The following is a 22,196-nucleotide window of genomic DNA, read 5'->3' on the forward strand; positions in this document are numbered from 1 at the left end:
CAGATAAAAATCACCCTACCAAGCCTTGTTACAAGGCGATTCGGGAACCTCGGTATCCATACATGATCGACTATGCTTGAGCAGCGAAGGGAAACGGAAGTGGTTCAACACCCCATGGATATCAAATTCACCCACCGGCTGTCTTACAAGCAAGCCAGGCTTACCGTGCTGGTCGGGTTCATTCTGGGCACGCTGCTCAGCCTGCTGCAAATCGGCATCGATTATGCCAGTGAAGACGCCTCCATCAACCGTGAAATCCTGTCTTTGCTGGAAATCAGCCACAACCCGGCCTCACGGATCGCCTACAACATCGACGCCGAACTGGCGCAGGAACTGACCCTGGGCCTGTTGCGCTCGCCGGCAATCATTTCTGCGCAACTGATCGACAACAACAATACGGTGCTGGCCAGCGTCAAACGACCGGAACTGCAAAGCGGCTATCGGGTCATCAGCGACTTCCTGTTTGGCGCCAAACGCCAGTTCGAAGACCGTCTGTATCTGGATCATCTGCCCAATGAATCGCTGGGCGTGTTAAGCCTTGAGGTCGACACCTATGCCTTCGGCAGTCGCTTCCTGCGCCGCGCCGAGGTGACCCTGCTCAATGGCTTCGCCCGCAGCCTGATTCTCACCGGCATCCTGTTGGCGCTGTTCTATGTGATGTTGACCAAACCACTGGTGCGGGTCATCCGCGAACTCAGCGGGCGCGACCCGCGCAGCGCCGAGCCGACCACGCTGGAGTGCCCGTCCGGCCACGGCAACGATGAAATCGGCGTGCTGGTCAAAGTCGCGAATCAGCAATTCGAGAACATTGCCACCGAGATCCAGCAGCGACGCAACGCCGAAAACCGACTGACCGACTACCTCGGACAACTGGAAAACATCGTCTCGGCGCGCACCGCTGAACTCAAGGCGATCAACGCACGGCTGAGCCAGTCCAATCAGGAACTCGAAGTCGCCCGCAGCACCGCCCTGGAAATGGCCGAGGCCCGCTCGGCGTTCCTTGCCAACATGAGCCATGAGATCCGCACGCCGCTCAACGGCCTGCTGGGAATGATCGCGCTGTCACTCGACGGTCCGTTGAATGCCGAACAGCAGCAACAACTGTCGATCGCCCACGACTCGGGCAAGGTGCTGGTCGAATTGCTCAACGATATTCTCGACCTGTCGAAGTTCGATGCCGGGCAACTGGAGCTTGAGCACATCCCGTTCGATCTTGGCTCGTTGATTGAAGACACCGCCAACCTGTTGTCGCAGAACGCCGCGCCGAGCGTCGAACTGACCTGCCTGATCGATCCGCACTTCCCGGCACTGGTGCTGGGCGATCCGACCCGCGTGCGGCAGATCGTCAGCAATCTGCTGTCCAACGCGCTGAAATTCACCCGCTTCGGCCGGGTCGATGTGCGCTTGTCGACCTACAAGGATGGCGTGCGCATCGAGGTCTGCGACACCGGCATCGGTATCGCCCAGGACGCGCAGCTGAAAATCTTCCAGCCGTTCACTCAAGCGGGCGCCGGCATCACTCGACAATACGGCGGCACCGGGCTGGGTCTGGCGCTGACCTACAACCTCTGCGAAGCCATGCAGGGGCGTCTGACCATCAGTTCCGAAACCGGGTTCGGCAGTCAGTTCTGTGCCGAGCTGCCATTGCCGTGTCATACCCGCGCACTGGTTCCGGCGCCGCTGCACGGAAAAATCCTCGCCATCACCGCTGCCAGCAGTGGACTGGCGGAACTGTTGCAGAGCCTGCTGCCGGTGTGGGGACTTACATATGAGCAGCGCACCATCGATGACTCACTGCTGGGCCTGACGCCGGACGTGGTGATCACCGATTGTCCGGAGTGCCTGTTCGGCTTGCGCCCGACGCTTGTGGCGCCGATTCTGCTGGTAACCGCCTACGGCAGTTTCCTGCCCAGCGAAGAAGCCGCCGCACTCGCGCCTCTGCAGCAACAGGCCCGACCATTGGCGCGTAATGCGCTCTACCAGAACCTGCGACGTACCCTGCAACCGGACGTGGTCGCCGTTAACGATGCGCAGTTGGAAACGTCTCCCTCAGTGCGGCGCGGGCGGGTGTTGCTGGTCGAGGACAACCCGGTCAATCAACTGGTGGCCAAAGGCATGCTCGGCAAACTGGGCTGCGAGGTCATCGTCGCCGCCCACGGTGCCGAAGCGCTGGATCAGTTGGAGTATCACGAATTCGATCTGGTGCTGATGGACTGCAACATGCCCGTGATGGATGGCTACGAAGCCAGCCGACAGATCCGTCAAAGCGGGCGCTGGCCGAGCCTGCCCATCGTCGCCCTGACCGCCAACGCCATGTCCGAAGAACGCGAACGCTGCCGCGCAGCCGGCATGAGCGACTATCTGGCCAAGCCGTTTCGCCGTGAAGAGCTGGCGGCGCTGCTCGATCAGTGGATCCCGACTACGACAGCGCTTTGATCTGCCCCAGCAAGTGATCGAGGCCGTCACGCAACTCATTGAGACGGTCCAGATCCACCCCGCTGTCGCACAGCAATCGGGCCTTGAGCGGCCCGACCTGCTCGCGCAAGACTTGCCCCGCCGGTGTCAGGCTCAGGTGCACTTCGCGCTCGTCACGCGTTGAACGCTGGCGCTGTACCCATTGCAACTGTTCCAGACGCTTGAGCAATGGCGTCAGCGTGCCCGAGTCCAGTGCCAGACGCTCGCCCAACGCCTTGACCGTCGGTTGCTCCGGCGCAGCGTCCTGCCATTCCCACAACACCAGCATCGCCAGATATTGCGGGTACGTCAGGCCGAGCTGATCGAGCATCGGTTTGTAGGCACGAATCACCGCCCGAGAGGCGGCGTACAGCTTGAAGCACAACTGACTGTCGAGCTTCAGCGAATCGACCGGCAGGCTGTTCATTTGAGCAGGGCTTCGATCTCGCCGCTCAGCTCCTGCGGCTTGGTGGTCGGGGCAAAACGCTTGACCAGTTTTCCGTCCTTGCCAATCAGGAACTTGGTGAAGTTCCACTTGATGCCTTGGGAGCCAAGCAGGCCCGGCGCGCGTTTTTTCAGCTGCACGAACAGCGGATGCGCGTCTCCACCGTTAACGTCGATCTTCTTGAACAGCGGGAAGCTGACGCCGAAGTTCAGCTCGCAGAACTCACTGATCGCCCCTTCGTTACCCGGCTCCTGCTTGCCGAACTGATTGCACGGAAAGCCCAGGACCACCAGACCCTGATCCTTGTAGGTCTGCCACAGTTCTTCGAGGCCTTTGTACTGTGGGGTGAAACCGCATTTGCTCGCGGTGTTGACTACCAGAACCGCTTTGCCGGCGAAATCGGCCAGGGTCTTTTGCTCACCCTTGATGGTGGTGCACGGAATGTTCAACAGGTTGTCGCTCATGGCGTCGGGCTCCGCAGACAGTCAAGAAAGATCAAACATAGCGAGCAATTAAATTGTGTGCAATTTAATTATCGAATAATAAGGCGACCCGAAGGTCGCCTTCATTCGTTTATGCGCGTGGAACCAGATCCAGGCAAACCGAATTGATGCAATAACGCAAACCAGTCGGCGGCGGGCCGTCCGGGAACACATGGCCCAGATGCGCATCACAGCGCGCGCACTTCACTTCCGTACGGATCATGCCGTGGCTGATGTCACGGATTTCGGTCATCGCGCTTTCGCCGATTGGCGCGTAGAAGCTCGGCCAGCCGCAGCCGGAGTCGAATTTGGTCTTGGAGTCGAACAACGGCTCGTTGCAGCAGACGCAGTGGTAGATACCATCGGTCTTGGTGTCGTTGTATTTGCCGGAGAACGGGCGCTCGGTCGCGCTCAGACGACAAACGTTGTACTGCTCAGGGTCGAGCATCGCCCGCCATTCTTCCAGGGTTTTTTCCAACTTTTCCATCATCACACCTCAGCGGCTGAAAAAGCCCGATCTGTACCTTTTCCACGGATCGGGCGGCACGTATGATTGCGCCTCGTCACGCACCAGTCTGGCAGCCAGACCGGGCGCATTCAAACGGATTATGGGAGCCACGGCTCAAGACGTCCGCCTGTGTGAAGACGCAGGAATCCCAGTACGGTTGTCCACCCGCCGCCTGGATCGTTCATTTTCGGGATCACATCGCCATGCAGTTCAGCAAATCGAACAAGCTCGCCAACGTCTGCTACGACATTCGCGGCCCGGTGCTCAAGCACGCCAAACGACTGGAAGAGGAAGGCCAGCGCATCCTCAAGCTGAACATCGGCAACCCGGCGCCGTTTGGTTTCGAAGCGCCGGACGAAATTCTTCAGGATGTGATCCGCAACCTGCCGACCGCGCAAGGCTACAGCGACTCCAAAGGTCTGTTCAGCGCGCGTAAAGCGGTGATGCAGTACTACCAGCAGAAGAATGTTGAAGGTGTCGGCATCGAAGACATCTATCTGGGTAACGGCGTTTCCGAACTGATCGTGATGTCGTTGCAGGCGCTGCTCAACAACGGCGACGAAGTGCTGGTGCCCGCCCCGGACTACCCGTTGTGGACTGCCGCCGTCAGCCTCGCCGGCGGTAACGCCGTACATTACCTGTGCGACGAAGGCGCCGACTGGTTCCCGGATCTGGCCGACATCAAGGCCAAGATCACCCCGAACACCAAAGCGATGGTGATCATCAACCCGAACAACCCGACCGGCGCGGTGTATTCGAAGGAAGTGTTGCTGGGCATGCTGGAAATCGCCCGCGCGCACAACCTGGTGGTGTTCTCCGATGAGATCTACGACAAAATTCTGTACGACGATGCCGTGCACATCTGCACCGCGTCGCTAGCCCCGGACTTGCTGTGCCTGACCTTCAACGGTCTGTCGAAGTCGTACCGTGTGGCGGGTTTCCGCTCCGGCTGGATCGCCATTTCCGGGCCTAAGCACAATGCCCAGAGCTACATCGAAGGCATCGACATGCTGGCCAACATGCGCCTGTGCGCCAACGTGCCGAGCCAGCATGCGATCCAGACCGCATTGGGCGGCTATCAGAGCATCAACGACCTGGTGCTGCCGCAGGGTCGTCTGCTGGAACAGCGTAACCGCACCTGGGAATTGCTTAACGACATTCCAGGCGTGAGCTGCGTCAAGCCGATGGGCGCGCTGTATGCGTTCCCGAAGATCGACCCGAAAGTCTGCCCGATCCATAACGACGAGAAATTCGTCCTCGACCTGCTGCTCTCCGAGAAGCTGCTGGTGGTACAGGGCACGGCGTTCAACTGGCCGTGGCCGGATCACTTCCGCGTGGTCACCCTGCCCCGCGTCGACGATCTGGAAATGGCCATCGGCCGTATCGGCAACTTCCTCAAGTCCTACCGCCAGTAACTGGCCAGCAGTGCGCAACGGCCAAACGTTGCGCACTGTCTGATTCAGCAACACTTCTGCGTTCCGCGTCCGCGCACGCCTTCTACACTTGCGATTCGTACCGTTTACCTGCGTCCAGCTTAATGACGACGGGTCGCGGCTGGCCGTCATCCCTATCGTTATCTGTCGTGGGAAATGTGCCGGGCACCGAAGAATCCGCTGTAGGACACAGTTTGAAATAGTCACTCAGTTGAATAGCCCGGTGCAGCACCTTATATACCCCGCAGTACGCTACATCTTTAGCTTGAGGAGATTTCTACAACCATGATGCGCATCCTGCTGTTTTTGGCCACTAACCTGGCGGTCGTGCTGATAGCCAGCATCACCCTGAGCCTTTTCGGCTTCAACGGGTTCATGGCGGCCAACGGGGTTGATCTCGACCTTAGTCAGCTGCTGGTTTTCTGTGCAGTCTTTGGTTTCGCCGGCTCGCTGTTCTCGCTGTTCATCTCCAAGTGGATGGCGAAGATGAGCACTGGCACCCAGATCATCAGCCAGCCACGTACCCGGCATGAGCAATGGCTGCTGCAAACTGTCGAGCAACTGTCCCGCGAAGCCGGGATCAAGATGCCCGAAGTCGGTATTTTCCCGGCCTACGAAGCAAACGCCTTCGCCACCGGCTGGAACAAGAACGACGCGTTGGTCGCGGTCAGCCAGGGCTTGCTCGAGCGCTTCTCACCCGATGAAGTGAAAGCCGTGCTGGCCCACGAAATCGGCCACGTCGCCAACGGCGACATGGTCACTCTGGCGCTGATCCAGGGCGTGGTGAACACCTTCGTGATGTTCTTTGCGCGGATCATCGGCAACTTCGTCGACAAGGTGATCTTCAAGAACGAAGAAGGCCAGGGCATCGCCTACTACGTGGCGACCATTTTCGCCGAACTGGTACTGGGCATTCTCGCCAGTGCGATCGTCATGTGGTTCTCGCGCAAGCGCGAATTCCGTGCCGACGAAGCCGGCGCCCGCCTGGCCGGTACCAGCGCAATGATCGGCGCACTGCAACGCCTGCGCGCCGAACAGGGCCTGCCGGTGCACATGCCGGACACCCTTAACGCCTTTGGCATCAACGGTGGTATCAAACAGGGCTTTGCCCGCATGTTCATGAGCCACCCGCCGCTGGAAGAGCGTATCGACGCCCTGCGTCGTCGCGGTTGATCCGACCGGTGTAACAATGAAAAAGGCCCGCAGTGATGCGGGCCTTTTTTACATCTTTGGATTGTGCGCCGACAGTGCCGGCCCTTTCGCGAGCAAGCTCGCTCCCACAGGGTTCTGCGGTGTTTAGGCGATCTGTGACATAGCACAAATCACTGTGGGAGCGAGCTTGCTCGCGAAGAGGCCCGTAACGGCGCCAACAAACTATCGGGAAGAAACCCGGTAGACCCGCTCCTCCAGCCGCGTCACGCCAGCCTGAAGGAACTTCCCGCTCTCCTCCAGCACATCCTGCTCTTCCAGCATCTGCACCTGCCAGGCACCACTCAGCAACCGCTGCACCTCATCATCCCCCACCGCAAACGGCGGCCCCGGCATCTGCGCCTGATCGTAGTCCAGGGCAATCAACAACCCTTGCACAGCCAGCGGCAGAATCTGCTGAAGATGCGCCGCATAGCGCTCACGCATCGTCGCCGGCAAGGCAATCAGCGCGGCGCGGTCGTACAACGCGGTGCAATCAGCCACATCGCTCGCCGTTAGCGCAAAAAAGTCACCGCACCACAGCTCGATGGCTTCACCGCGAAAGACTTTGAACGCGCCCTTCTGGCTGATCTGCGGCTGCACCTGATGTTCACTGAAAAAGTCCTCGATAGCCTTTTCCGACAGTTCGACCCCGAGCACCTGATGACCGCGTCCGGCCAGCCACGCCAGATCCAGACTTTTCCCACACAGAGGCACGAGCACTCGCGCCGCTGCCGGTACCGCCCAGTGCCGCTGCAAATACGGGTTTACCTCAGGCAGATGGAAACCAATCTGCCCCGAAGCCCACTTCTTGTGCCAAAACTCAGGTTGCATGCATCACTCCCAATAATTCGATCAAAAAGCGTTAAAACTTATATTAGATTTAGATCAATGATCTGACTGAAGATGAAGCCATCTTAACGCTCAGGAACCCATCATGTTGCCCAGCCTGTTCATTTCCCATGGTTCACCCATGCTGGCCCTGGAGCCCGGCGCCAGTGGTCCGGCTCTGGCTCGTCTGGCCGCCGAATTGCCGAAACCCAAAGCCATCGTTATCGTCTCCGCGCACTGGGAAAGCCAGGAACTGCTGGTCAGCAGCCATGCGCAACCGGAAACCTGGCACGACTTCGGCGGCTTTCCCCGGGCGCTGTTTGAAGTGCAGTATCCGGCGCCGGGTAATCCGCAACTGGCTGCCGAAGTCGCCAAACTGTTGCAGGCAGCGGATCTGCCGGCACGGCTCGACCCGCAACGCCCGTTCGATCATGGCGTCTGGGTGCCGTTGTCGCTGATGTACCCGCTGGCGGATATTCCAGTGGTGCAGGTTTCGCTACCTAGCCGCACGGGTCCGGCGCTGCAAACCCGAGTCGGCCGGGCACTGGCGAGTCTGCGTGATCAGGGCATTTTGCTGATCGGCTCCGGCAGCATCACGCACAACCTGCGCGAACTGGACTGGCACGCCGGCCCGGAAAGCGTTGAGCCCTGGGCGCGGGATTTCCGTGACTGGGTGATCGACAAGCTCGCGGCCGACGATGAGGCAGCGCTGCACGATTATCGTCAGCAGGCGCCGCATGCGGTGCGCAGTCATCCGAGTGATGAGCATTTGTTGCCGTTGTATTTTGCCCGGGGTGCGGGCGGTGAGTTCAGCGTGGCGCACAAGGGATTCACAATGGGTGCGCTGGGCATGGATATTTACCGCTTCGGTTGACGCCTTCGCGAGCCGGCTCGCTCCCACAAAGGCAAAAAACAGGCAAAAAAAATCCCCGAACCAGTCGGGGATTTTTTATGTTCGATCAATCAGCCCAAGGGCGGATCAATCTTCGCGATAGCGACGCAGCTTCAACTGCTTGCCAGCAACGCGAGTGTCCTTCAGTTTGGTCAGGAGTTTGTCCAGACCATCTTCCGGCAGCTCGACGAGGCTGAAGCTGTCACGCACCTGGATGCGACCGATCGCTTCACGGGCCAGACCGCCTTCGTTGAGGATGGCGCCCAGCAGGTTCTTCGCAGCGATACCGTCACGCGCACCCAGCGCGGTACGGCAACGAGCACGGCCTTCGCCCAAAGGCATTGGCGCGCGACGCTCGCGGTCACCACGATCAGGACGATCACCAGTGCGCTCAGGACGGTCGCCACGCGGTGCGTTGTTCGGCACCAGTGGACGTTCCTTCTCGATCGCCGCCAGGTTCAGCGCTTGACCGTTGGTGGCTTTGCGCAGCAGCGCAGCAGCCAGAGCACGCGGGGTGCAGCCGATGTCTGCAGTCAGACGATCGAGCAGCTCACCGTGGGTCGATTCGGCATCAGCGACCAGCGGCGACAGGCTGTTGGTCAGTTTCTTGATGCGTGCATCGAGAACGGCTTGAGCGTCCGGCAGGCGTACTTCAGCAACTTTCTGACCGGTTACACGCTCGATCACTTGCAGCATGCGGCGCTCACGTGGAGTCACCAGCAGCAGTGCACGACCTTCGCGACCGGCACGGCCAGTGCGGCCGATACGGTGAACGTAGGACTCTGGGTCGTACGGCATGTCAACGTTGAACACGTGAGTGATGCGCGGAACGTCCAGACCACGAGCAGCTACGTCGGTCGCGACAACGATGTCCAGACGGCCATCTTTCAGCGAGTCAATAACGCGCTCACGCTGGTTCTGGGCGATGTCACCGTTCAGCGCCGCGGCTTTGTAGCCTTTGGCGTCGAGGGCGCTGGCCAGATCCAGGGTGGCTTGCTTGGTACGCACGAACATGATCAGAGCGTCGAAATCTTCCACTTCCAGCAAGCTGAGAACGGCCGAAGTCTTCTGGTCAGCGTGAACCAACAGGTGAGCCTGTTCGATCGCGGTAACGGTCTGGGTCTTGGTCTGGATCTTCACGTGTTGCGGATCGCGCAGATGGCGTTCGGCAATGGCGCGGATCGACTGCGGCAGGGTAGCCGAGAACAAAACGGTCTGACGGGTCGCTGGCAGAGCCTTGAAGATGACTTCCAGGTCATCCATGAAGCCCAGTTTCAACATTTCGTCAGCTTCGTCGAGAACCAGGTGGTTCACGGTCGACAGAACTTTTTCGTCGCGACGCAGGTGGTCGCACAGACGGCCCGGAGTGGCGACAACAATCTGTGCGCCATTACGGATTGCTTTCAGTTGCGGGCCCATAGGCGCGCCGCCGTAAACGGCCACAACGGTAACGCCCGGCATTTGCTTGGCGTAGGTTTCAAAAGCGGTTGCTACTTGCAGCGCCAACTCACGAGTTGGCGCCAGGATCAGGGCTTGCGGTTCGCGCTTGGCAGGATCGATGCGGTGCAGAATAGGCAGTGCGAACGCGGCGGTTTTACCGGTACCGGTTTGCGCCTGACCAATCATGTCCTGGCCGGCCATGATGATCGGGATCGATTGCTGCTGAATCGCCGAAGGCTCTTCGTAGCCAGTCGCTGCGACGGCTGCAAGAATATTCGGGTTAAGATTAAAAGCGGCGAATCCGCCGGTTTCCTGGGTCATGGGTCTGCCTCTAAGTGCATCCGCAAAGACCCATGCTCCAAAGCTGCGCATGCCGTGTTGAGACTCAAGAGTCGCCCTGGCAGCTTTGTCGGCGGGGATTTGCGAAAACGAATGAATGAAAAAAAGAATCGTCCGGGAAGAGCCCGCAATGCGGACGTGCAGCCGAAGCTGACTTCGGGAAATGCGCTACCTAAACGCGGCCCGGTTAAAGGCCGGCGCGCACTATACCGGATTTTGCCCAAAAAGGGAGCTTTTTTTATTGCCTGAATGAGCGTGTCACCGCTGTGTAACGGGGTTTTGCGGATAATCGCGCGAAGGTCTATTTTTCAAAGGCCCGGCCCTGCGGGCGATGACGCTTAAACGATTCACTGATGTGCGGCATACCGTCGCTGCACCCGCCCTTCCCGCCCGAGGATCTACCCATGAATCAGCCCTGCCCCGGCCGCGTCAGCCGTGAACGTCGTGGTCACGTCCATCTGATTGGCCTGGATCGAGCGGCCAAGCGCAATGCTTTCGACCTCGACCTGCTCAACGAGCTGAGCCTGGCCTACGGCGAGTTCGAGGCCGACAGCGAAGCGCGGGTGGCGGTGGTGTTCGGGCATGGCGAGCACTTTACTGCTGGCCTGGATCTGGTCAACGCCAGTTCCGCCCTCGCCCAGGGCTGGCAGGTTCCGACCGGCGGTTGCGATCCGTGGGGCGTTTTCGTCGGGCCACGGGTGAGCAAACCAGTGATTGTCGCCGCGCAGGGTTACTGCCTGACCATCGGCATCGAGCTGATGCTGGCAGCCGATATAAACCTGTGTGCGAGCAATACCCGCTTCGCGCAGATGGAAGTGCAGCGTGGGATCTTTCCTTTTGGTGGTGCGACTTTACGTTTTCAGCAGATCGCCGGTTGGGGCAACGCGATGCGCTGGCTGCTGACCGGCGATGAGTTTGATGCGCACGAGGCGTTGCACCTGGGGTTGGTGCAGGAAGTCATGGCCAGCGAAGACCTGCTGCCGCGGGCGATTGAATTGGCTGAGCGGATTGCGCGGCAGGCGCCGTTGGGGGTGCAGGCGACATTGATGTCGGCACGCCAAGCGCGATATGAAGGTGAAACCGCGGCGGCGCAAGGGCTGCCGGCGCTGGTGAAGAAGTTGTTGGCGAGTGAGGATGCCAAGGAAGGGGTGCGGTCGCTGGTGGAGCGGCGGCCTGGAGTCTTCAAAGGGATCTGAAATATTTGCTGGTTATCATATCCTCTTCGCGAGCAGGCTCGCTCACAGGGAAAATGCATTCCAATGTGGGAGCGAGCCTGCTCGCGAAGAGGCCGTCACTGACGACTCAGGTCGCCGGGCGAATACTGTTGATCAACGACTGCAATGAATACCCCAACCGCGGCGCCAGCGCTTCAGCCCGGGCCGTCAGTGCCTGCATGTCCAGCTCCTGATCGAGGTCCGCCGGCACAATCAGAATCACGTTGCCCTCCTTCACCGGCAATTCCCAGTAATGCCGGTGATACAGCCCGCGCAACAACGCCGCGCCCAGAGGCTTGCCGTCATCGGTGGCCCACTGGTTGATCACCAGCCAACCACCCGGATTCAGACGCTTCTGGCAGTCGCCGAGAAAACTCCAGGCCAGATGCCCGACGCCCGGACCGACATCGGTATACAGGTCGACAAAAATCAGATCCGCCGGCTCAGCCGTCGGCAGTAACTCCAGCGCATCGCCAACACGGATGTACAGCCGCGGATCATCGTCCAGGCCAAGGTATTCGATGGCCAGGCGCGGCACATCCGGACGCAGTTCAATGGCTTCGACATCTTCCAGCGGCAGGAACTTGAGGCAGGCCTGGGTCAATGTACCAGCGCCGAGCCCGAGAAACAGCGCGCTCTCCGGCTGCTCGTGGCACAACGCGCCGATCAGCATCGCCCGGGTGTAATCGTATTCGAGCCAGCTCGGATCTGCGGTGAACACGCAGCTCTGCTCGATCGCATCGCCGAACTCGAGAAAGCGGTAATCGGCCACTTCCAGCACGCGAATCACGCCGAACTCATCCTGTACTTCGGCGAGCAGATGCTCGACGCGCTCCTCAGTCATTTCGTCTCCTGATGGTCACCGGGCGCGGTGACGCGATGGCACCGCTGTGGCGCCGTGGCAAAGCGGCGATTGTCGGCGATGGGGCGGGAGCAGGTCACGCACTAATTGCTGCTACCATGGGCTTCCCGTGCGTAGAACCAATTAGAGACCGTGATGAGCCAACCGTGGAGTCCTGATAGCTGGCGCGCCCTGCCGATCCAGCAACAACCCCAATATCCTGACGCGGCGCATCTGCGCCAGGTCGAGCAGACGCTGGCCAGCTATCCGCCACTGGTGTTTGCCGGCGAAGCGCGCGAACTGCGCCGCCAGTTTGCCGAAGTCACCCAGGGCCGGGCATTCCTGCTACAGGGCGGTGATTGCGCGGAAAGTTTTGCCGAATTCTCCGCTGCGAAGATTCGCGACACCTTCAAAGTGTTACTGCAAATGGCGATCGTCATGACCTTCGCCGCTGGCTGCCCGGTGGTCAAGGTCGGGCGCATGGCCGGTCAGTTTGCCAAACCGCGCTCGGCCAACGACGAGACCATCGACGGCGTGACGCTGCCGGCTTACCGGGGCGACATCGTCAACGGCATCGGCTTCGACGAAAAGAGCCGCGTGCCGGATCCAGAGCGCCTGCTGCAGTCCTATCACCAGTCCACCGCGACCCTGAACCTGCTGCGCGCGTTTGCTCAGGGCGGTTTTGCCGACCTGCACCAAGTGCACAAGTGGAACCTCGATTTCATCGCCAACTCGGCGCTGGCTGAAAAATACAGTCACCTCGCCGACCGCATCGATGAAACCCTGGCATTCATGCGTGCCTGCGGCATGGACAGCTCGCCGCAACTGCGCGAAACCAGCTTCTTCACCGCCCACGAAGCACTGCTGCTGAACTACGAAGAAGCCTTCGTGCGCCGCGACAGCCTGACCAACGATTACTACGATTGCTCGGCGCACATGCTGTGGATCGGTGACCGTACTCGTCAGCTCGACGGCGCGCATGTCGAATTCCTGCGCGGGGTGAACAACCCGATCGGCGTCAAAGTTGGCCCAAGCATGGATCCCGATGACCTGATCCGCCTGATCGACGTGCTCAACCCGGACAACGATCCGGGGCGCCTCAACCTGATTGCGCGGATGGGCGCGAACAAGGTCGGCGATCACCTGCCGGCGCTGATCCGCGCGGTGCAGCGCGAAGGCAAGCAAGTGCTGTGGAGTTCCGACCCGATGCACGGCAACACCATCAAGGCCAGCAGCGGCTACAAGACCCGCGACTTCGCGCAGATCCTTGGCGAGGTTAAACAGTTCTTCCAGGTGCACGAGGCGGAAGGCAGTTATGCCGGCGGCATTCACATCGAGATGACCGGGCAGAATGTCACCGAGTGCATCGGTGGTGCGCGGCCGATTACTGAAGATGGCTTGTCGGATCGCTATCACACGCACTGTGATCCACGGATGAATGCTGACCAGTCGCTGGAGTTGGCGTTTTTGATTGCCGAGACGCTGAAACAAGTCCGCCGCTAGACCGCGTCGCCTCCTTCGCGAGCAGGCTCGCTCCCACACTGGATTTGTGTCGTATACGAAACCCATGTGGGAGCGAGCCTGCTCGCGAAGGGGCCAACTCAGTCAGCCGACCTGCGCCATTGCCACCCGCAACCGCGCCGCACTCTCGCGCTGACAATTCAACTGCACCCGCGCCAGCCCCAACCAATCCGCCATCTGCCGCAGATTCTCCGCCAGCGCCAGCATCCCCTGCTCATCCAGCCCCGGCTCCTCCTCGTGCAGCGCATGCACCGCCAACTGCCCCGCCGCCCGCTCAGCCCGCAAATCCACCCGCGCAGCAATCCGCTCGTTGTGCAAAAACGGCAACACGTAATAGCCGTAAACCCGTTTGTCCTTTGGCGTATAAATCTCCAGCCGATAGCGAAAATCGAACAAGCGCTCAGTCCGGCTACGCTCCCAGATCAACGAATCAAAGGGCGACAGCAGCGCACTGGCCATGACCTTGCGCGGGACGCTCGGCTCCGGCAGGCAATAGGCGATTTGCCGCCAACCGGCGACTTCGCACATCTGCAACTGCCCAGCTTCAATCAGTTCCGCGAGACGTGGCCGCGCATCCGTCGGATTCAGGCGAAAGTAATCACGCAAGTCTTTTTCAGTACCGACACCCAAGGCCTGTGCCGCGTGCAATAGCAGGCCACGTTGCGCTTCGGCTTCATCAGGCAACGCCTGTTGCAGGATCGATGAAGGGATCACCCGCTCCGGCAAATCATACAAACGCTCAAAACCACGCCGCCCCGCCACCGTCACTTCACCCGCCGCGAACAGCCACTCCAGCGCATGTTTTTCCGCGCTCCAGTCCCACCACGGTCCGGCCTTGTCTGCACGGGTTGAAAGGCTGCCGGCGCCCAACGCGCCCTGCTCTTGCACCGAACTCAAGACCCGACGCACCACGTCCTGCTGCTCGCGACCGAATCTGGCCAGTTGCTGATAAATATCCTCGCCACGCCTGGCCCGCTGCATGCGCCAGCCCAGCAACGGATACATCGACATCGGCAGCAACGAGGCTTCGTGTCCCCAGTATTCGAACAACGTGCGACGTCGCCCCGAACTCCAGGCAGCCTGGTCGAGCAAGTCGGAAGAATAGGAACCGAGACGGGAAAACAGCGGCAGGTAGTGCGAGCGCACCACGGCGTTGACGGAGTCGATTTGCAGCAAACCCAGCCTTTCGATCAGCCGGTTGACGTGTAACGCCTTGACGGTCGGCGGCTGGCGCCCGTTGAACCCTTGGGCAGCCAGCGCCAGTCGTCGCGCCTGTTTGAGGGAAAAGGCCAGAGTCGCGGGCATGAGCATCTCCTTGTCTGCTCGCAACCTACCTCACTGGAAGAGGGTTTGTGTAGCGTTCTGCTCATCATTTATGCAGCGGGTCATTTATGCATCGGATCATCCCAGAACGGCCGCACGGACTCGTGTTCAACGTCGGCACGACTGACGCCGATGTCTTTCAACGCTTCGTCGCTCAGACTGGCAAGCAGCTCGCGTTCACGGTGCAATTCGTACCAGCGGCTAAACTTGTGCAGCAGGTCGGAAACGATATGGCCGTGGCCGGAAAATTTTGCGTCATCTACATACTCTCTTTGACCTTTCATCGTGTTGCCTCCTTTGTGGATGGCTCAAGTCTCGCGCCGACACTAAGATCAATCCAACGAATGTTTCTGATGGCATGCATCACGGAGATTCATCAATTGTCGGCCTACCCCAGTATCGATACCGATGTCCTGCGCACCTTTGTCGCGATTGCCGATCAGGGCGGTTTCACCCGCGCCGGCGAAATGGTCAACCGCACGCAGTCGGCGGTGAGCATGCAGATGAAGCGTCTGGAAGAAGACGTGTTGCAGCGGCAGTTGTTCGAGCGCGACGGACGCCAGGTGCGTCTGACCGCTGAAGGCCAGGTGCTGCTCGGATACGCGCGGCGCATCCTCAAGCTGCACAGCGAAGTGTTCAACACCTTGCGCGAGCCGCACATGGTCGGCACCGTGCGCATCGGCACGCCGGATGACTACGTGATGCGTTTTCTGCCGGGTATCCTGTCGCGGTTTGCGCAGTTCTATCCACTGATCCAGATCGAAGTGCATTGCGAATCGACCAAACAACTGTTGCAGCGTACTGACCTGGATTTGTCGATCGTCACCCGTGAACCGGGCAACGAAATCGGTCAGTTGCTGCGCAAGGAACGTTTTGTCTGGGCCGAGGCGCAGAATTTCAGCGCCCACGAACAAACGCCACTACCTCTGGCGATGTTCAACAGTGATTGTTTCTGCCGCTTGTGGGCGTGTAACGCACTGGATGCGATGGGCCGCGAATACCGCATCGCTTATAACAGCACCAGCCTCTCGGCGTTGATGGCGGTGGTGAGCGCGGGTCTGGCGATCACCGCGCAACTGGAAAGCCTGATCACCCCGGACATGCGCATTCTCGGCGCCGCCGAAGATCTGCCGCTGTTGCCCGAGGCCAGCATCATGCTGATCCGCAACCTGAACAATCCGTCGCCGATCACCGAGTGCCTGGCCGAGCATATCGTCGAAGGTTTTAAACTTTAAACGCGAGCATCACCGCACACAGCACCAGGAAACCGCAGAACAGCCCGCGCAGAAGTTTTTCCGGCATGGCGTGGGCAACTTTCACCCCCCAACTGATGCTCGCCAGACCGCCGATGGCCAGCGGCAGGCCGATCATCCAGTCCACTTCGTGATGTACCGCGTAGGTCACCAGGGTCACGCCGGTGCTTGGCAACGCCAGCGCCAGCGACAAGCCCTGAGCGACCACTTGCGTGGTGCCGAAGAGGCTGGTCAGCACCGGCGTTGCCACCACGGCACCGCCGACACCGAACAAGCCGCCCATGGTTCCGGACGCCGCACCGAGGACGCCGAGCCAAGGCCAGGAATAGCGCATCTCGGAAGTCGCAGCGGGTTGCTTGCCGAACATCTTCAGCAGGTTGTACGCCGAGAGCACCACCAGGAAAGCGACAAAACCGATGCGCATGGTTTGCGCATCGATACCCACCGCCCAGATCGAACCGACCCACGCAAAGCAGAAACCCATCAGCGCCAAGGGCAACGCATGCCGCAGTTCGATGCGATTGCGCTGGTGATAGCGCCACAGCGCCAGCATCACGTTCGGCACCACCATGACCAGCGCGGTGCCTTGGGCAATCTGCTGATCGAGGCCGAACCACACACCAAGCAGCGGGATAGCAATCAAGCCGCCGCCGATGCCGAAAATGCCGCCAAGTGTGCCAAGCGCGGCGCCGAACAGCAGGTACAACAAAAACTCCATCACAGCTGAATTCCTCTTACGTCAGGCGATTCATCCTACGCAGTCGTGGCTGGCGGGGAAACGCACAGCAACGCACAATGGCTATGCCGATTTCGCACAAGCGTGAATTCTCATGAACCCCAACCAACTGACTGAACAATTAGGGCTGTTTCTTGATGTGTTGGAGAGTGGCAGCTTTTCCGCCGCCTCGCGCCGTCATCCGCTGACACCTTCGGCCGTTGCGCGACGCATCGACAGCCTGGAAAGCGCCGTCGGCAGCCAGTTATTTATACGCAGCACCCACGCCGTCAGAGCCACACCCGCCGGTCTGGCGTTTGCCGAACGTGCCCGGCGCATTGTCGCTGAGTTGCAACTGGCGCGGGCCGAAGCCGTGTCCTTGAGCAGCGCGCCGGAAGGCTTGATTCGCATCGACGCCCCCGCCGCGTTCGGGCGACGGCATCTGGCACCGGTGATCGCCGACTTTCTCGTCCTCTACCCGGGGCTGGATGTGCAGTTGCACTTGATCGACAGTTTCGTCGACATGGGCGGCTCGAACCTGGGCAAGGTTGACCTGGTGCTGCGTGCCGGGCAAATGGCTGACACGCGATTGGTGGCCACGCCTTTGGCGAGCATGGTGCGCATAGCCTGTGCCAGTCCTGACTATCTCAAACGCCGGGGTGTACCCGGCAGTCCGGCGCAACTTGGCGAGCATGACGGTCTGGACTGGGAAGGCCTCGCCCCGCCCTTCGCCTGGCGGTTCGAGCAGGACGGCCAGATGCAGTTGCACCGCCCGGCGCGCATCCGCATGAGCGCCAACAATGCCGAAGCGCTGGTGTGTGGGGCTTTGGCGGGATTAGGGATTGCGCATTTGCCGACCTGGCTGGCGAGCGAATACCTGCTGCGCGGTGAACTGGTTCCGCTGTTCTGCGAGAACGGTCTGCCGGCCCCGGAATCCACCGGCATCTACGCACTGCGCATGGAACAGCAAACCAACTCGCGCAGCCGCTTGCTGCTTGAATACCTCAAGACTCGTTTCAGTCCAGTGCCGCCGTGGGATCTGGCGCTGCAACGGGATCTCGGCCGCCATTAGATCCGGAGAATTATCTGGCGCATTAAAGATTCGAGCGCTAGATTCATGACCATCACCGAACAAGGCTTTGACATGACTTCCCAACGCGACACCTGCGACGACCTGCTGCTGGATAACCAGGCCTGCTTCGCCCTGCATTCCACTTCGCTGATGATGACCAAGGTCTACAAGCCGCTGCTGCAAGCCTTGAACCTGACCTATCCGCAGTACCTGGCGATGATGGTGTTGTGGGAGAAGGATGGATTGACGGTCGGAGAAATCAGCTCGCGGTTGCTGACCGATCCCGGCTCGCTGACGCCACTGCTCAAGCGTCTGGAAGGCGAAGGGTTGCTCAGCCGCACGCGCAGTCGTGAGGATGAGCGGGTAGTGATTGTCGAGCTGACCGAGCAAGGCCGAGCGCTGAAAGAAAAAGCCCAGACCGTTCCGCAATGCATCCTCGGCGCCAGCGGCTTCACTCTGGAACGGCTGCAAAAGCTGCAAGCGGAGTTGCAGGCGCTGCGTAGCCATCTACAAGAAAGCCTTATTTAAGGCCCACCAATCCCTGTAGGAGTGAGCCTGCTCGCGATAGCGGTGGTTCAGTCGACTTCTGAGTTGACTGGCACACCGCTATCGCGAGCAGGCTCACTCCTACATTTGATTTCATCGACTGAAAATTATTTTTCAGCGCTCCCATTGTCTCGCCATCCCCTCTAAGTCGAATCTTTCCAGCCGATGGACGAGTCAGCCAGATCAGTCCAGCGGAACATTTTTCGAAATTTATCTTGCGCACTAAATATTCACGCGATACATTTATCTCGCACTTACATAGCGCGCAAATAATTAGCGCACACAATCACACTCAACGAGGCTCACACCATGCAAACTCTCTACACTGCAATCGCAACCTCCACTGGCGGCCGTGACGGTCGTGCGGTCTCCAGCGACAACATCCTCGACGTCAAACTCGCCACTCCGAAAGAACTCGGCGGTGCCGGCGGCGCGGCAACCAACCCTGAGCAGCTGTTCGCTGCCGGCTACTCGGCCTGCTTCATCGGCGCACTGAAATTCGTCGCCAGCCAGACCAAACGCAAAATCCCTGACGACGCCTCGATCACCGCCCACGTCGGTATCGGCCAGATCCCTGGCGGTTTCGGTCTGGACATCGACCTGCACATCAGCCTGCCTGGCCTGGAACAAGCCGATGCGCAAGCGCTGGTCGACGCCGCTCACCAGGTTTGCCCGTACTCCAACGCCACCCGTGGCAATGTCGATGTACGTCTGCACACCACCGTCTGAAACCAGACACAAATCCCCTGTGGGAGCGAGCCTGCTCGCGAAGGCGTCCTGTCAGTCAACATTTCATTGAATGACGTCCCGCATTCGCGAGCAGCCTCGCTCCAACAGGAGTCGGTGGTTAATGAGAAATCGCAGGCACAAAAAAGCCCGGCTCAATGGCCGGGCTTTTTCTTTCCGCAAAAAGCAGTGCTTATTTGGCACGGCCTTTGTAGGAACCGCCTTCGCGGGTGTCGATTTCGATCTTGTCACCGATTTCGATGAAGTCAGCAACTTGCAGCTCAGTACCGTTGGCCAGCTTGGCTGGCTTCATGACCTTGCCGGAAGTGTCGCCACGAGCCGAACCTTCGGTGTAGTCAACTACGCGCACGATGGTGGTCGGCAGCTCTACGGAAACCAGACGCTCTTCGAAGAAGATCGCTTCGCAAACATCGGTCATGCCTTCTTCAACGAAAGGCAGAACAGCTTCGATGTCTTCAGCGTTCAGCTCGTACATGGTGTAGTCAGTGGTGTCCATGAACGTGTAGGTGTCGCCGCTGATGAAGGACAGGGTCGCTTCTTTGCGGTCGAGGATTACGTCGTCCAGTTTGTCGTCAGCGCTGTAAACGATCTCGGTCTTGTAACCGGTCAGCAGGTTTTTCAGCTTGGTCTTCATGATCGCGCTGTTACGGCCCGACTTGGTGAATTCAGCTTTCTGAACCAGCCAAGGATCGTTCTCGAGACGGATCACGGTACCGGGTTTCAGTTCTTTACCAGTTTTCATTGCGAATATCCGAATTTGGATGGGATTTACAAAAATCTAGGCCGCGTATCATATCCAATTTAGGTAAAACTGTACCAGCGCTGCGGCAAGATCGGCCTGCAAGCCTTGTTCCAGACACCACGCTTCGGCATTTTCCTGCAGTTCTGGCCAATGATTGCGGACTTCGAGCCAGTGTTCACCGATGGGCTGACCGGCGCTCCAGGCTCGCCACAGACCGTTCATCGCCTCGGCAGCGGCCGGTGACAGACCTTTTGTGTAAAGCGCGAGGAAGGCATCAAGCTTGTCCAGATGGATGTCTTCGTCCTGCTGATAGATGTGCCAGAGCATCGGCCGCCCCGCCCACTGCGCCCGCACGAACGAGTCCTCACCACGCACCGCGTTGAAATCACAGCACCAGAGCAACTGATCGTATTGATCCTGACGGACGAACGGCAACACCTGCACGGTCAACGACTGACGCACATTGATCTCGCCCACCGTCAGGGCTTCCACCCTGAGCCAGCGCGCCACGTCGCCAAGAATCCGCCCCTCCGGCACCAACAGGTGAGTCGGCGCAGCGTCCGCCGCCAAAACGTCCAGCCAACTGGCCAGCCCGGCATTCTCGTAGGCAAACAACGAAATCAGCTGGGCGTCAGACGCAGGAGCGATCCCGAGACCTTGCAGGAATTGCCGTTGAGCTTCGGCATCCTGTTGAAACTGCCGACGCTGCTCGAGCAAGCCGCGCTCACGCAACAGCCCGCCAGTGCCTGGCTGGAATCCGGGAAAGAAAAAGAACTTCTGCACCGATTTGTATTTGACCGACGGCAACCCGTGACAGCCGATCACCCAGTCTTCGGCGCTGAGGTAGTCGAGGTTCATCCACAGCGGCGGCTGTTCACGCCCAGCCATCGCGTCCATGTAATCACTCGGTAACTGACAGGCAAACGCGGCGATCACCACATCCGCCGCCTCTGTGTGCACCCAGTCAGCCGGCCAGTACCGCACTTCGACGCCTCGTTGCGATTGCTGTGCGGCGTTGATATCAATCGCCGGGCAAATGCGTTCGAAGGCGCGCAGATCATCGACCCACAATCGCACCGTCAAACCGTGTTCGGCGGCCAATTGTCGGGCCAGGCGCCAGGTCACGCCGATGTCGCCAAAGTTGTCGACCACCGTGCAGAAAATATCCCAGCGGGGTTTCAATTGCGGCATTCAATACTCCCGTTGGCAAAAGCTGCGATTGTCCGCATAAATGACCTCGCGCAGAAGAGCCGACGGCGATTAATCTTCGTGCGACAATCGCCACTTGCCCGCAATCACCCGCCAGGAGGCAGCCATGCCGTATCGCCCCAATCCGCGTCGCCCGTTGCCGGTTCAGCTTAGCGCGCTGCATTTGACCGGCAGCATTGCCCTGGGCATGTGGCTGGGCTTTGTCGCCATTGCGCTGACCTGCTGGCTGCTGTCGCAGTTTGTCTTCAAAGAACAACTGGCACCGGTTGCACAAGCGGTGCAGCAACTGGCCAATCCGCCGGCCGTGCAGGTGCAACCGGACATTCCTCCGCCGAGCCCGCAGTTCCAGCAATACGAAGAAAACCTGCGCAAGAACGAACAACAGGCACGTCTGGATCAGGCACGCGGCAGCACGCGTAATCTGTCCAATCCGAAATGCCAGTTCTGGCTGCAACAGGATCAGACGGCCCCGAGCGAGAAAAGCCGCGCCAACGTTTTGCAATTCTGCGATTGATCATGAACAAGCACATCGTCCACCAACTGATTCTCGACAAACTGCGCATCGACCTCGACATCGCCGAGCGCGCCGCACAAACCGCTTACGAAACCGCAACGCACGAAGAAAACATCGCCGAAAACAAGTACGACACGCTGGGTCTGGAAGCGTCGTATCTGGCAGCCGGGCAAGCAAAACGGGTCGAGGAAATCCGTCAGTCTTTGGCGTTGTGCCAGAACCTGACGCTGCGGGCCTACGATGAAAACCGTGGTATCGAAGTCGGTGCCCTGCTCGGCCTGGAGGACGAAAAGGGTCGCGAGCAATGGCTGTTTCTGGCGCCGGATGCAGCAGGCCTGAAAGTCGATGTGGTCGGTCAGCCGATTACCGTCATCACTCCGCGCTCGCCGCTGGGCAAAGGTCTGCTGGGCAAGTGCGAAGGTGATGAGGTGGAGATTCTGGTGGCGGGCACTCGGCAACAGTTTGCTGTCACCGAGGTACTCTGAGG

Annotated in this window: 23 protein-coding genes; 12 read left to right on the top strand and 11 right to left on the bottom strand. The window is 59.7% G+C overall.

Going from position 1 to position 22,196, the window contains the following annotated elements; translation table 11 throughout:
- The first annotated feature begins 114 nt into the window (after positions 1–114).
- On the top strand, positions 115–2,436 hold the full coding sequence (locus HU754_RS21140) for a hybrid sensor histidine kinase/response regulator (protein WP_186620611.1): 2,322 nt from the start codon (positions 115–117) through the stop codon (positions 2,434–2,436).
- On the opposite strand, the gene HU754_RS21145 is transcribed toward HU754_RS21140, so the two are convergent.
- The 3 genes from HU754_RS21145 to msrB all read right to left on the bottom strand — a co-directional run bounded on the left by HU754_RS21145 (position 2,420) and on the right by msrB (position 3,868).
- The gene (locus HU754_RS21145) at positions 2,420–2,881 is read right to left on the bottom strand and encodes a MarR family winged helix-turn-helix transcriptional regulator (RefSeq protein ID WP_186620609.1); all 462 of its coding nucleotides are present in this window, start codon (positions 2,879–2,881) and stop codon (positions 2,420–2,422) included. The genes HU754_RS21140 and HU754_RS21145 overlap by 17 nt on opposite strands.
- Positions 2,878–3,363 carry a glutathione peroxidase gene (locus tag HU754_RS21150; protein WP_016985485.1) on the bottom strand — a complete coding sequence of 162 codons (486 nt, stop codon included), beginning with the start codon at positions 3,361–3,363 and terminating at the stop codon, positions 2,878–2,880. The genes HU754_RS21145 and HU754_RS21150 overlap by 4 nt, the downstream gene beginning before the upstream one ends.
- 109 nt (positions 3,364–3,472) lie before the next feature.
- Positions 3,473–3,868, bottom strand: a complete 396-nt coding sequence (msrB, locus tag HU754_RS21155; protein ID WP_093435141.1) for a peptide-methionine (R)-S-oxide reductase MsrB — start codon at positions 3,866–3,868, stop codon at positions 3,473–3,475.
- Positions 3,869–4,092: 224 nt separating this feature from the next.
- Here msrB and HU754_RS21160 point away from each other — a divergent pair, with 224 nt between their 5' ends.
- A complete protein-coding gene (locus tag HU754_RS21160; protein ID WP_007908620.1) occupies positions 4,093–5,304 on the top strand; it encodes a pyridoxal phosphate-dependent aminotransferase in 1,212 nt (403 codons plus the stop codon).
- A gap of 303 nt (positions 5,305–5,607) precedes the next feature.
- A complete protein-coding gene (gene htpX, locus HU754_RS21165; RefSeq protein ID WP_007908619.1) occupies positions 5,608–6,495 on the top strand; it encodes a protease HtpX in 888 nt (295 codons plus the stop codon).
- A gap of 201 nt (positions 6,496–6,696) precedes the next feature.
- On the opposite strand, the gene HU754_RS21170 is transcribed toward htpX, so the two are convergent.
- Positions 6,697–7,344 (bottom strand): thiopurine S-methyltransferase, encoded by a 648-nt coding sequence (locus HU754_RS21170; RefSeq protein WP_186620607.1) that lies wholly within the window; start codon positions 7,342–7,344, stop codon positions 6,697–6,699.
- A 103-nt stretch (positions 7,345–7,447) separates the two neighbouring features.
- Here HU754_RS21170 and HU754_RS21175 point away from each other — a divergent pair, with 103 nt between their 5' ends.
- Positions 7,448–8,215, top strand: a complete 768-nt coding sequence (locus HU754_RS21175; protein ID WP_186620605.1) for a DODA-type extradiol aromatic ring-opening family dioxygenase — start codon at positions 7,448–7,450, stop codon at positions 8,213–8,215.
- A 105-nt stretch (positions 8,216–8,320) separates the two neighbouring features.
- Here HU754_RS21175 and HU754_RS21180 read toward each other — a convergent pair whose 3' ends face one another.
- On the bottom strand, positions 8,321–9,994 hold the full coding sequence (locus tag HU754_RS21180; protein WP_008088238.1) for a DEAD/DEAH box helicase: 1,674 nt from the start codon (positions 9,992–9,994) through the stop codon (positions 8,321–8,323).
- 422 nt (positions 9,995–10,416) lie between these two features.
- Here HU754_RS21180 and HU754_RS21185 point away from each other — a divergent pair, with 422 nt between their 5' ends.
- Entirely contained in the window at positions 10,417–11,208 is a 792-nt protein-coding gene (locus tag HU754_RS21185; protein WP_093435147.1) for a crotonase/enoyl-CoA hydratase family protein, read from the top strand.
- A gap of 106 nt (positions 11,209–11,314) precedes the next feature.
- Here the strand turns inward: HU754_RS21185 and HU754_RS21190 are convergent, their stop codons facing one another.
- A complete protein-coding gene (locus tag HU754_RS21190) occupies positions 11,315–12,070 on the bottom strand; it encodes a spermidine synthase (RefSeq protein ID WP_095125136.1) in 756 nt (251 codons plus the stop codon).
- 153 nt (positions 12,071–12,223) lie between these two features.
- On the opposite strand from HU754_RS21190, the gene HU754_RS21195 reads away from it, so the two are divergent.
- Positions 12,224–13,570, top strand: a complete 1,347-nt coding sequence (locus HU754_RS21195) for a class II 3-deoxy-7-phosphoheptulonate synthase (RefSeq protein ID WP_077573929.1) — start codon at positions 12,224–12,226, stop codon at positions 13,568–13,570.
- Between the two features lie 102 nt (positions 13,571–13,672).
- On the opposite strand, the gene HU754_RS21200 is transcribed toward HU754_RS21195, so the two are convergent.
- Together HU754_RS21200 and HU754_RS21205 are read right to left on the bottom strand one after the other, a co-directional pair.
- Complete coding sequence (locus HU754_RS21200; protein ID WP_186620603.1) at positions 13,673–14,893, bottom strand: winged helix-turn-helix domain-containing protein; 1,221 nt, start codon at positions 14,891–14,893, stop codon at positions 13,673–13,675.
- A gap of 80 nt (positions 14,894–14,973) precedes the next feature.
- A complete protein-coding gene (locus tag HU754_RS21205; protein ID WP_095048457.1) occupies positions 14,974–15,195 on the bottom strand; it encodes a DUF1127 domain-containing protein in 222 nt (73 codons plus the stop codon).
- Positions 15,196–15,291: 96 nt separating this feature from the next.
- Between HU754_RS21205 and HU754_RS21210 the strand changes: the two genes are divergently transcribed.
- On the top strand, positions 15,292–16,146 hold the full coding sequence (locus HU754_RS21210; RefSeq protein WP_007908606.1) for a LysR substrate-binding domain-containing protein: 855 nt from the start codon (positions 15,292–15,294) through the stop codon (positions 16,144–16,146).
- Here HU754_RS21210 and HU754_RS21215 read toward each other — a convergent pair.
- Positions 16,136–16,885: a sulfite exporter TauE/SafE family protein gene (locus HU754_RS21215; RefSeq protein ID WP_186620601.1), complete on the bottom strand. Its 750-nt coding sequence runs from the start codon at positions 16,883–16,885 to the stop codon at positions 16,136–16,138. The genes HU754_RS21210 and HU754_RS21215 overlap by 11 nt on opposite strands.
- A gap of 109 nt (positions 16,886–16,994) precedes the next feature.
- Here HU754_RS21215 and HU754_RS21220 point away from each other — a divergent pair, with 109 nt between their 5' ends.
- From HU754_RS21220 to HU754_RS21230, 3 genes are all read left to right on the top strand, one after another.
- On the top strand, positions 16,995–17,951 hold the full coding sequence (locus HU754_RS21220; protein WP_186620599.1) for a LysR family transcriptional regulator: 957 nt from the start codon (positions 16,995–16,997) through the stop codon (positions 17,949–17,951).
- Positions 17,952–18,023: 72 nt separating this feature from the next.
- On the top strand, positions 18,024–18,479 hold the full coding sequence (locus HU754_RS21225; protein WP_177413141.1) for a MarR family winged helix-turn-helix transcriptional regulator: 456 nt from the start codon (positions 18,024–18,026) through the stop codon (positions 18,477–18,479).
- Positions 18,480–18,806: 327 nt separating this feature from the next.
- Positions 18,807–19,226 carry an organic hydroperoxide resistance protein gene (locus HU754_RS21230; protein ID WP_093435168.1) on the top strand — a complete coding sequence of 140 codons (420 nt, stop codon included), beginning with the start codon at positions 18,807–18,809 and terminating at the stop codon, positions 19,224–19,226.
- Between the two features lie 190 nt (positions 19,227–19,416).
- Here HU754_RS21230 and HU754_RS21235 read toward each other — a convergent pair whose 3' ends face one another.
- Positions 19,417–19,986 carry an elongation factor P gene (locus HU754_RS21235; RefSeq protein ID WP_007908599.1) on the bottom strand — a complete coding sequence of 190 codons (570 nt, stop codon included), beginning with the start codon at positions 19,984–19,986 and terminating at the stop codon, positions 19,417–19,419.
- Between the two features lie 48 nt (positions 19,987–20,034).
- Complete coding sequence (gene earP, locus HU754_RS21240) at positions 20,035–21,177, bottom strand: elongation factor P maturation arginine rhamnosyltransferase EarP (protein ID WP_186620597.1); 1,143 nt, start codon at positions 21,175–21,177, stop codon at positions 20,035–20,037.
- A 124-nt stretch (positions 21,178–21,301) separates the two neighbouring features.
- On the opposite strand from earP, the gene HU754_RS21245 reads away from it, so the two are divergent.
- Both HU754_RS21245 and HU754_RS21250 read left to right on the top strand, forming a co-directional pair.
- The gene (locus HU754_RS21245) at positions 21,302–21,709 is read left to right on the top strand and encodes a hypothetical protein (protein ID WP_186620595.1); all 408 of its coding nucleotides are present in this window, start codon (positions 21,302–21,304) and stop codon (positions 21,707–21,709) included.
- Positions 21,710–21,711: 2 nt separating this feature from the next.
- The gene (locus HU754_RS21250; RefSeq protein WP_034155245.1) at positions 21,712–22,194 is read left to right on the top strand and encodes a GreA/GreB family elongation factor; all 483 of its coding nucleotides are present in this window, start codon (positions 21,712–21,714) and stop codon (positions 22,192–22,194) included.
- Positions 22,195–22,196: the final 2 nt, after the last annotated feature.

This window comes from Pseudomonas zeae, assembly GCF_014268485.2.
Taxonomy (GTDB): domain Bacteria; phylum Pseudomonadota; class Gammaproteobacteria; order Pseudomonadales; family Pseudomonadaceae; genus Aquipseudomonas; species Aquipseudomonas neuropathica.

Excerpts from the sequence above, each read along its gene's own strand:
- HU754_RS21235 (WP_007908599.1), bottom strand. The coding sequence starts at position 19,986 with ATGAAAACTGGTAAAGAACTGAAACCCGGTACCGTGATCCGTCTCGAG.
- HU754_RS21230 (WP_093435168.1), top strand. The coding sequence starts at position 18,807 with ATGCAAACTCTCTACACTGCAATCGCAACCTCCACTGGCGGCCGTGAC.
- HU754_RS21225 (WP_177413141.1), top strand. The coding sequence starts at position 18,024 with ATGACTTCCCAACGCGACACCTGCGACGACCTGCTGCTGGATAACCAG.
- HU754_RS21205 (WP_095048457.1), bottom strand. The coding sequence starts at position 15,195 with ATGAAAGGTCAAAGAGAGTATGTAGATGACGCAAAATTTTCCGGCCAC.
- HU754_RS21245 (WP_186620595.1), top strand. The coding sequence starts at position 21,302 with ATGCCGTATCGCCCCAATCCGCGTCGCCCGTTGCCGGTTCAGCTTAGC.
- earP (WP_186620597.1), bottom strand. The coding sequence starts at position 21,177 with ATGCCGCAATTGAAACCCCGCTGGGATATTTTCTGCACGGTGGTCGAC.
- HU754_RS21175 (WP_186620605.1), top strand. The coding sequence starts at position 7,448 with ATGTTGCCCAGCCTGTTCATTTCCCATGGTTCACCCATGCTGGCCCTG.
- HU754_RS21150 (WP_016985485.1), bottom strand. The coding sequence starts at position 3,363 with ATGAGCGACAACCTGTTGAACATTCCGTGCACCACCATCAAGGGTGAG.
- HU754_RS21200 (WP_186620603.1), bottom strand. The coding sequence starts at position 14,893 with ATGCCCGCGACTCTGGCCTTTTCCCTCAAACAGGCGCGACGACTGGCG.
- htpX (WP_007908619.1), top strand. The coding sequence starts at position 5,608 with ATGATGCGCATCCTGCTGTTTTTGGCCACTAACCTGGCGGTCGTGCTG.
- HU754_RS21145 (WP_186620609.1), bottom strand. The coding sequence starts at position 2,881 with ATGAACAGCCTGCCGGTCGATTCGCTGAAGCTCGACAGTCAGTTGTGC.
- HU754_RS21160 (WP_007908620.1), top strand. The coding sequence starts at position 4,093 with ATGCAGTTCAGCAAATCGAACAAGCTCGCCAACGTCTGCTACGACATT.
- HU754_RS21195 (WP_077573929.1), top strand. The coding sequence starts at position 12,224 with ATGAGCCAACCGTGGAGTCCTGATAGCTGGCGCGCCCTGCCGATCCAG.
- HU754_RS21220 (WP_186620599.1), top strand. The coding sequence starts at position 16,995 with ATGAACCCCAACCAACTGACTGAACAATTAGGGCTGTTTCTTGATGTG.
- HU754_RS21250 (WP_034155245.1), top strand. The coding sequence starts at position 21,712 with ATGAACAAGCACATCGTCCACCAACTGATTCTCGACAAACTGCGCATC.
- HU754_RS21185 (WP_093435147.1), top strand. The coding sequence starts at position 10,417 with ATGAATCAGCCCTGCCCCGGCCGCGTCAGCCGTGAACGTCGTGGTCAC.
- HU754_RS21180 (WP_008088238.1), bottom strand. The coding sequence starts at position 9,994 with ATGACCCAGGAAACCGGCGGATTCGCCGCTTTTAATCTTAACCCGAAT.
- HU754_RS21140 (WP_186620611.1), top strand. The coding sequence starts at position 115 with ATGGATATCAAATTCACCCACCGGCTGTCTTACAAGCAAGCCAGGCTT.
- HU754_RS21190 (WP_095125136.1), bottom strand. The coding sequence starts at position 12,070 with ATGACTGAGGAGCGCGTCGAGCATCTGCTCGCCGAAGTACAGGATGAG.
- msrB (WP_093435141.1), bottom strand. The coding sequence starts at position 3,868 with ATGGAAAAGTTGGAAAAAACCCTGGAAGAATGGCGGGCGATGCTCGAC.
- HU754_RS21170 (WP_186620607.1), bottom strand. The coding sequence starts at position 7,344 with ATGCAACCTGAGTTTTGGCACAAGAAGTGGGCTTCGGGGCAGATTGGT.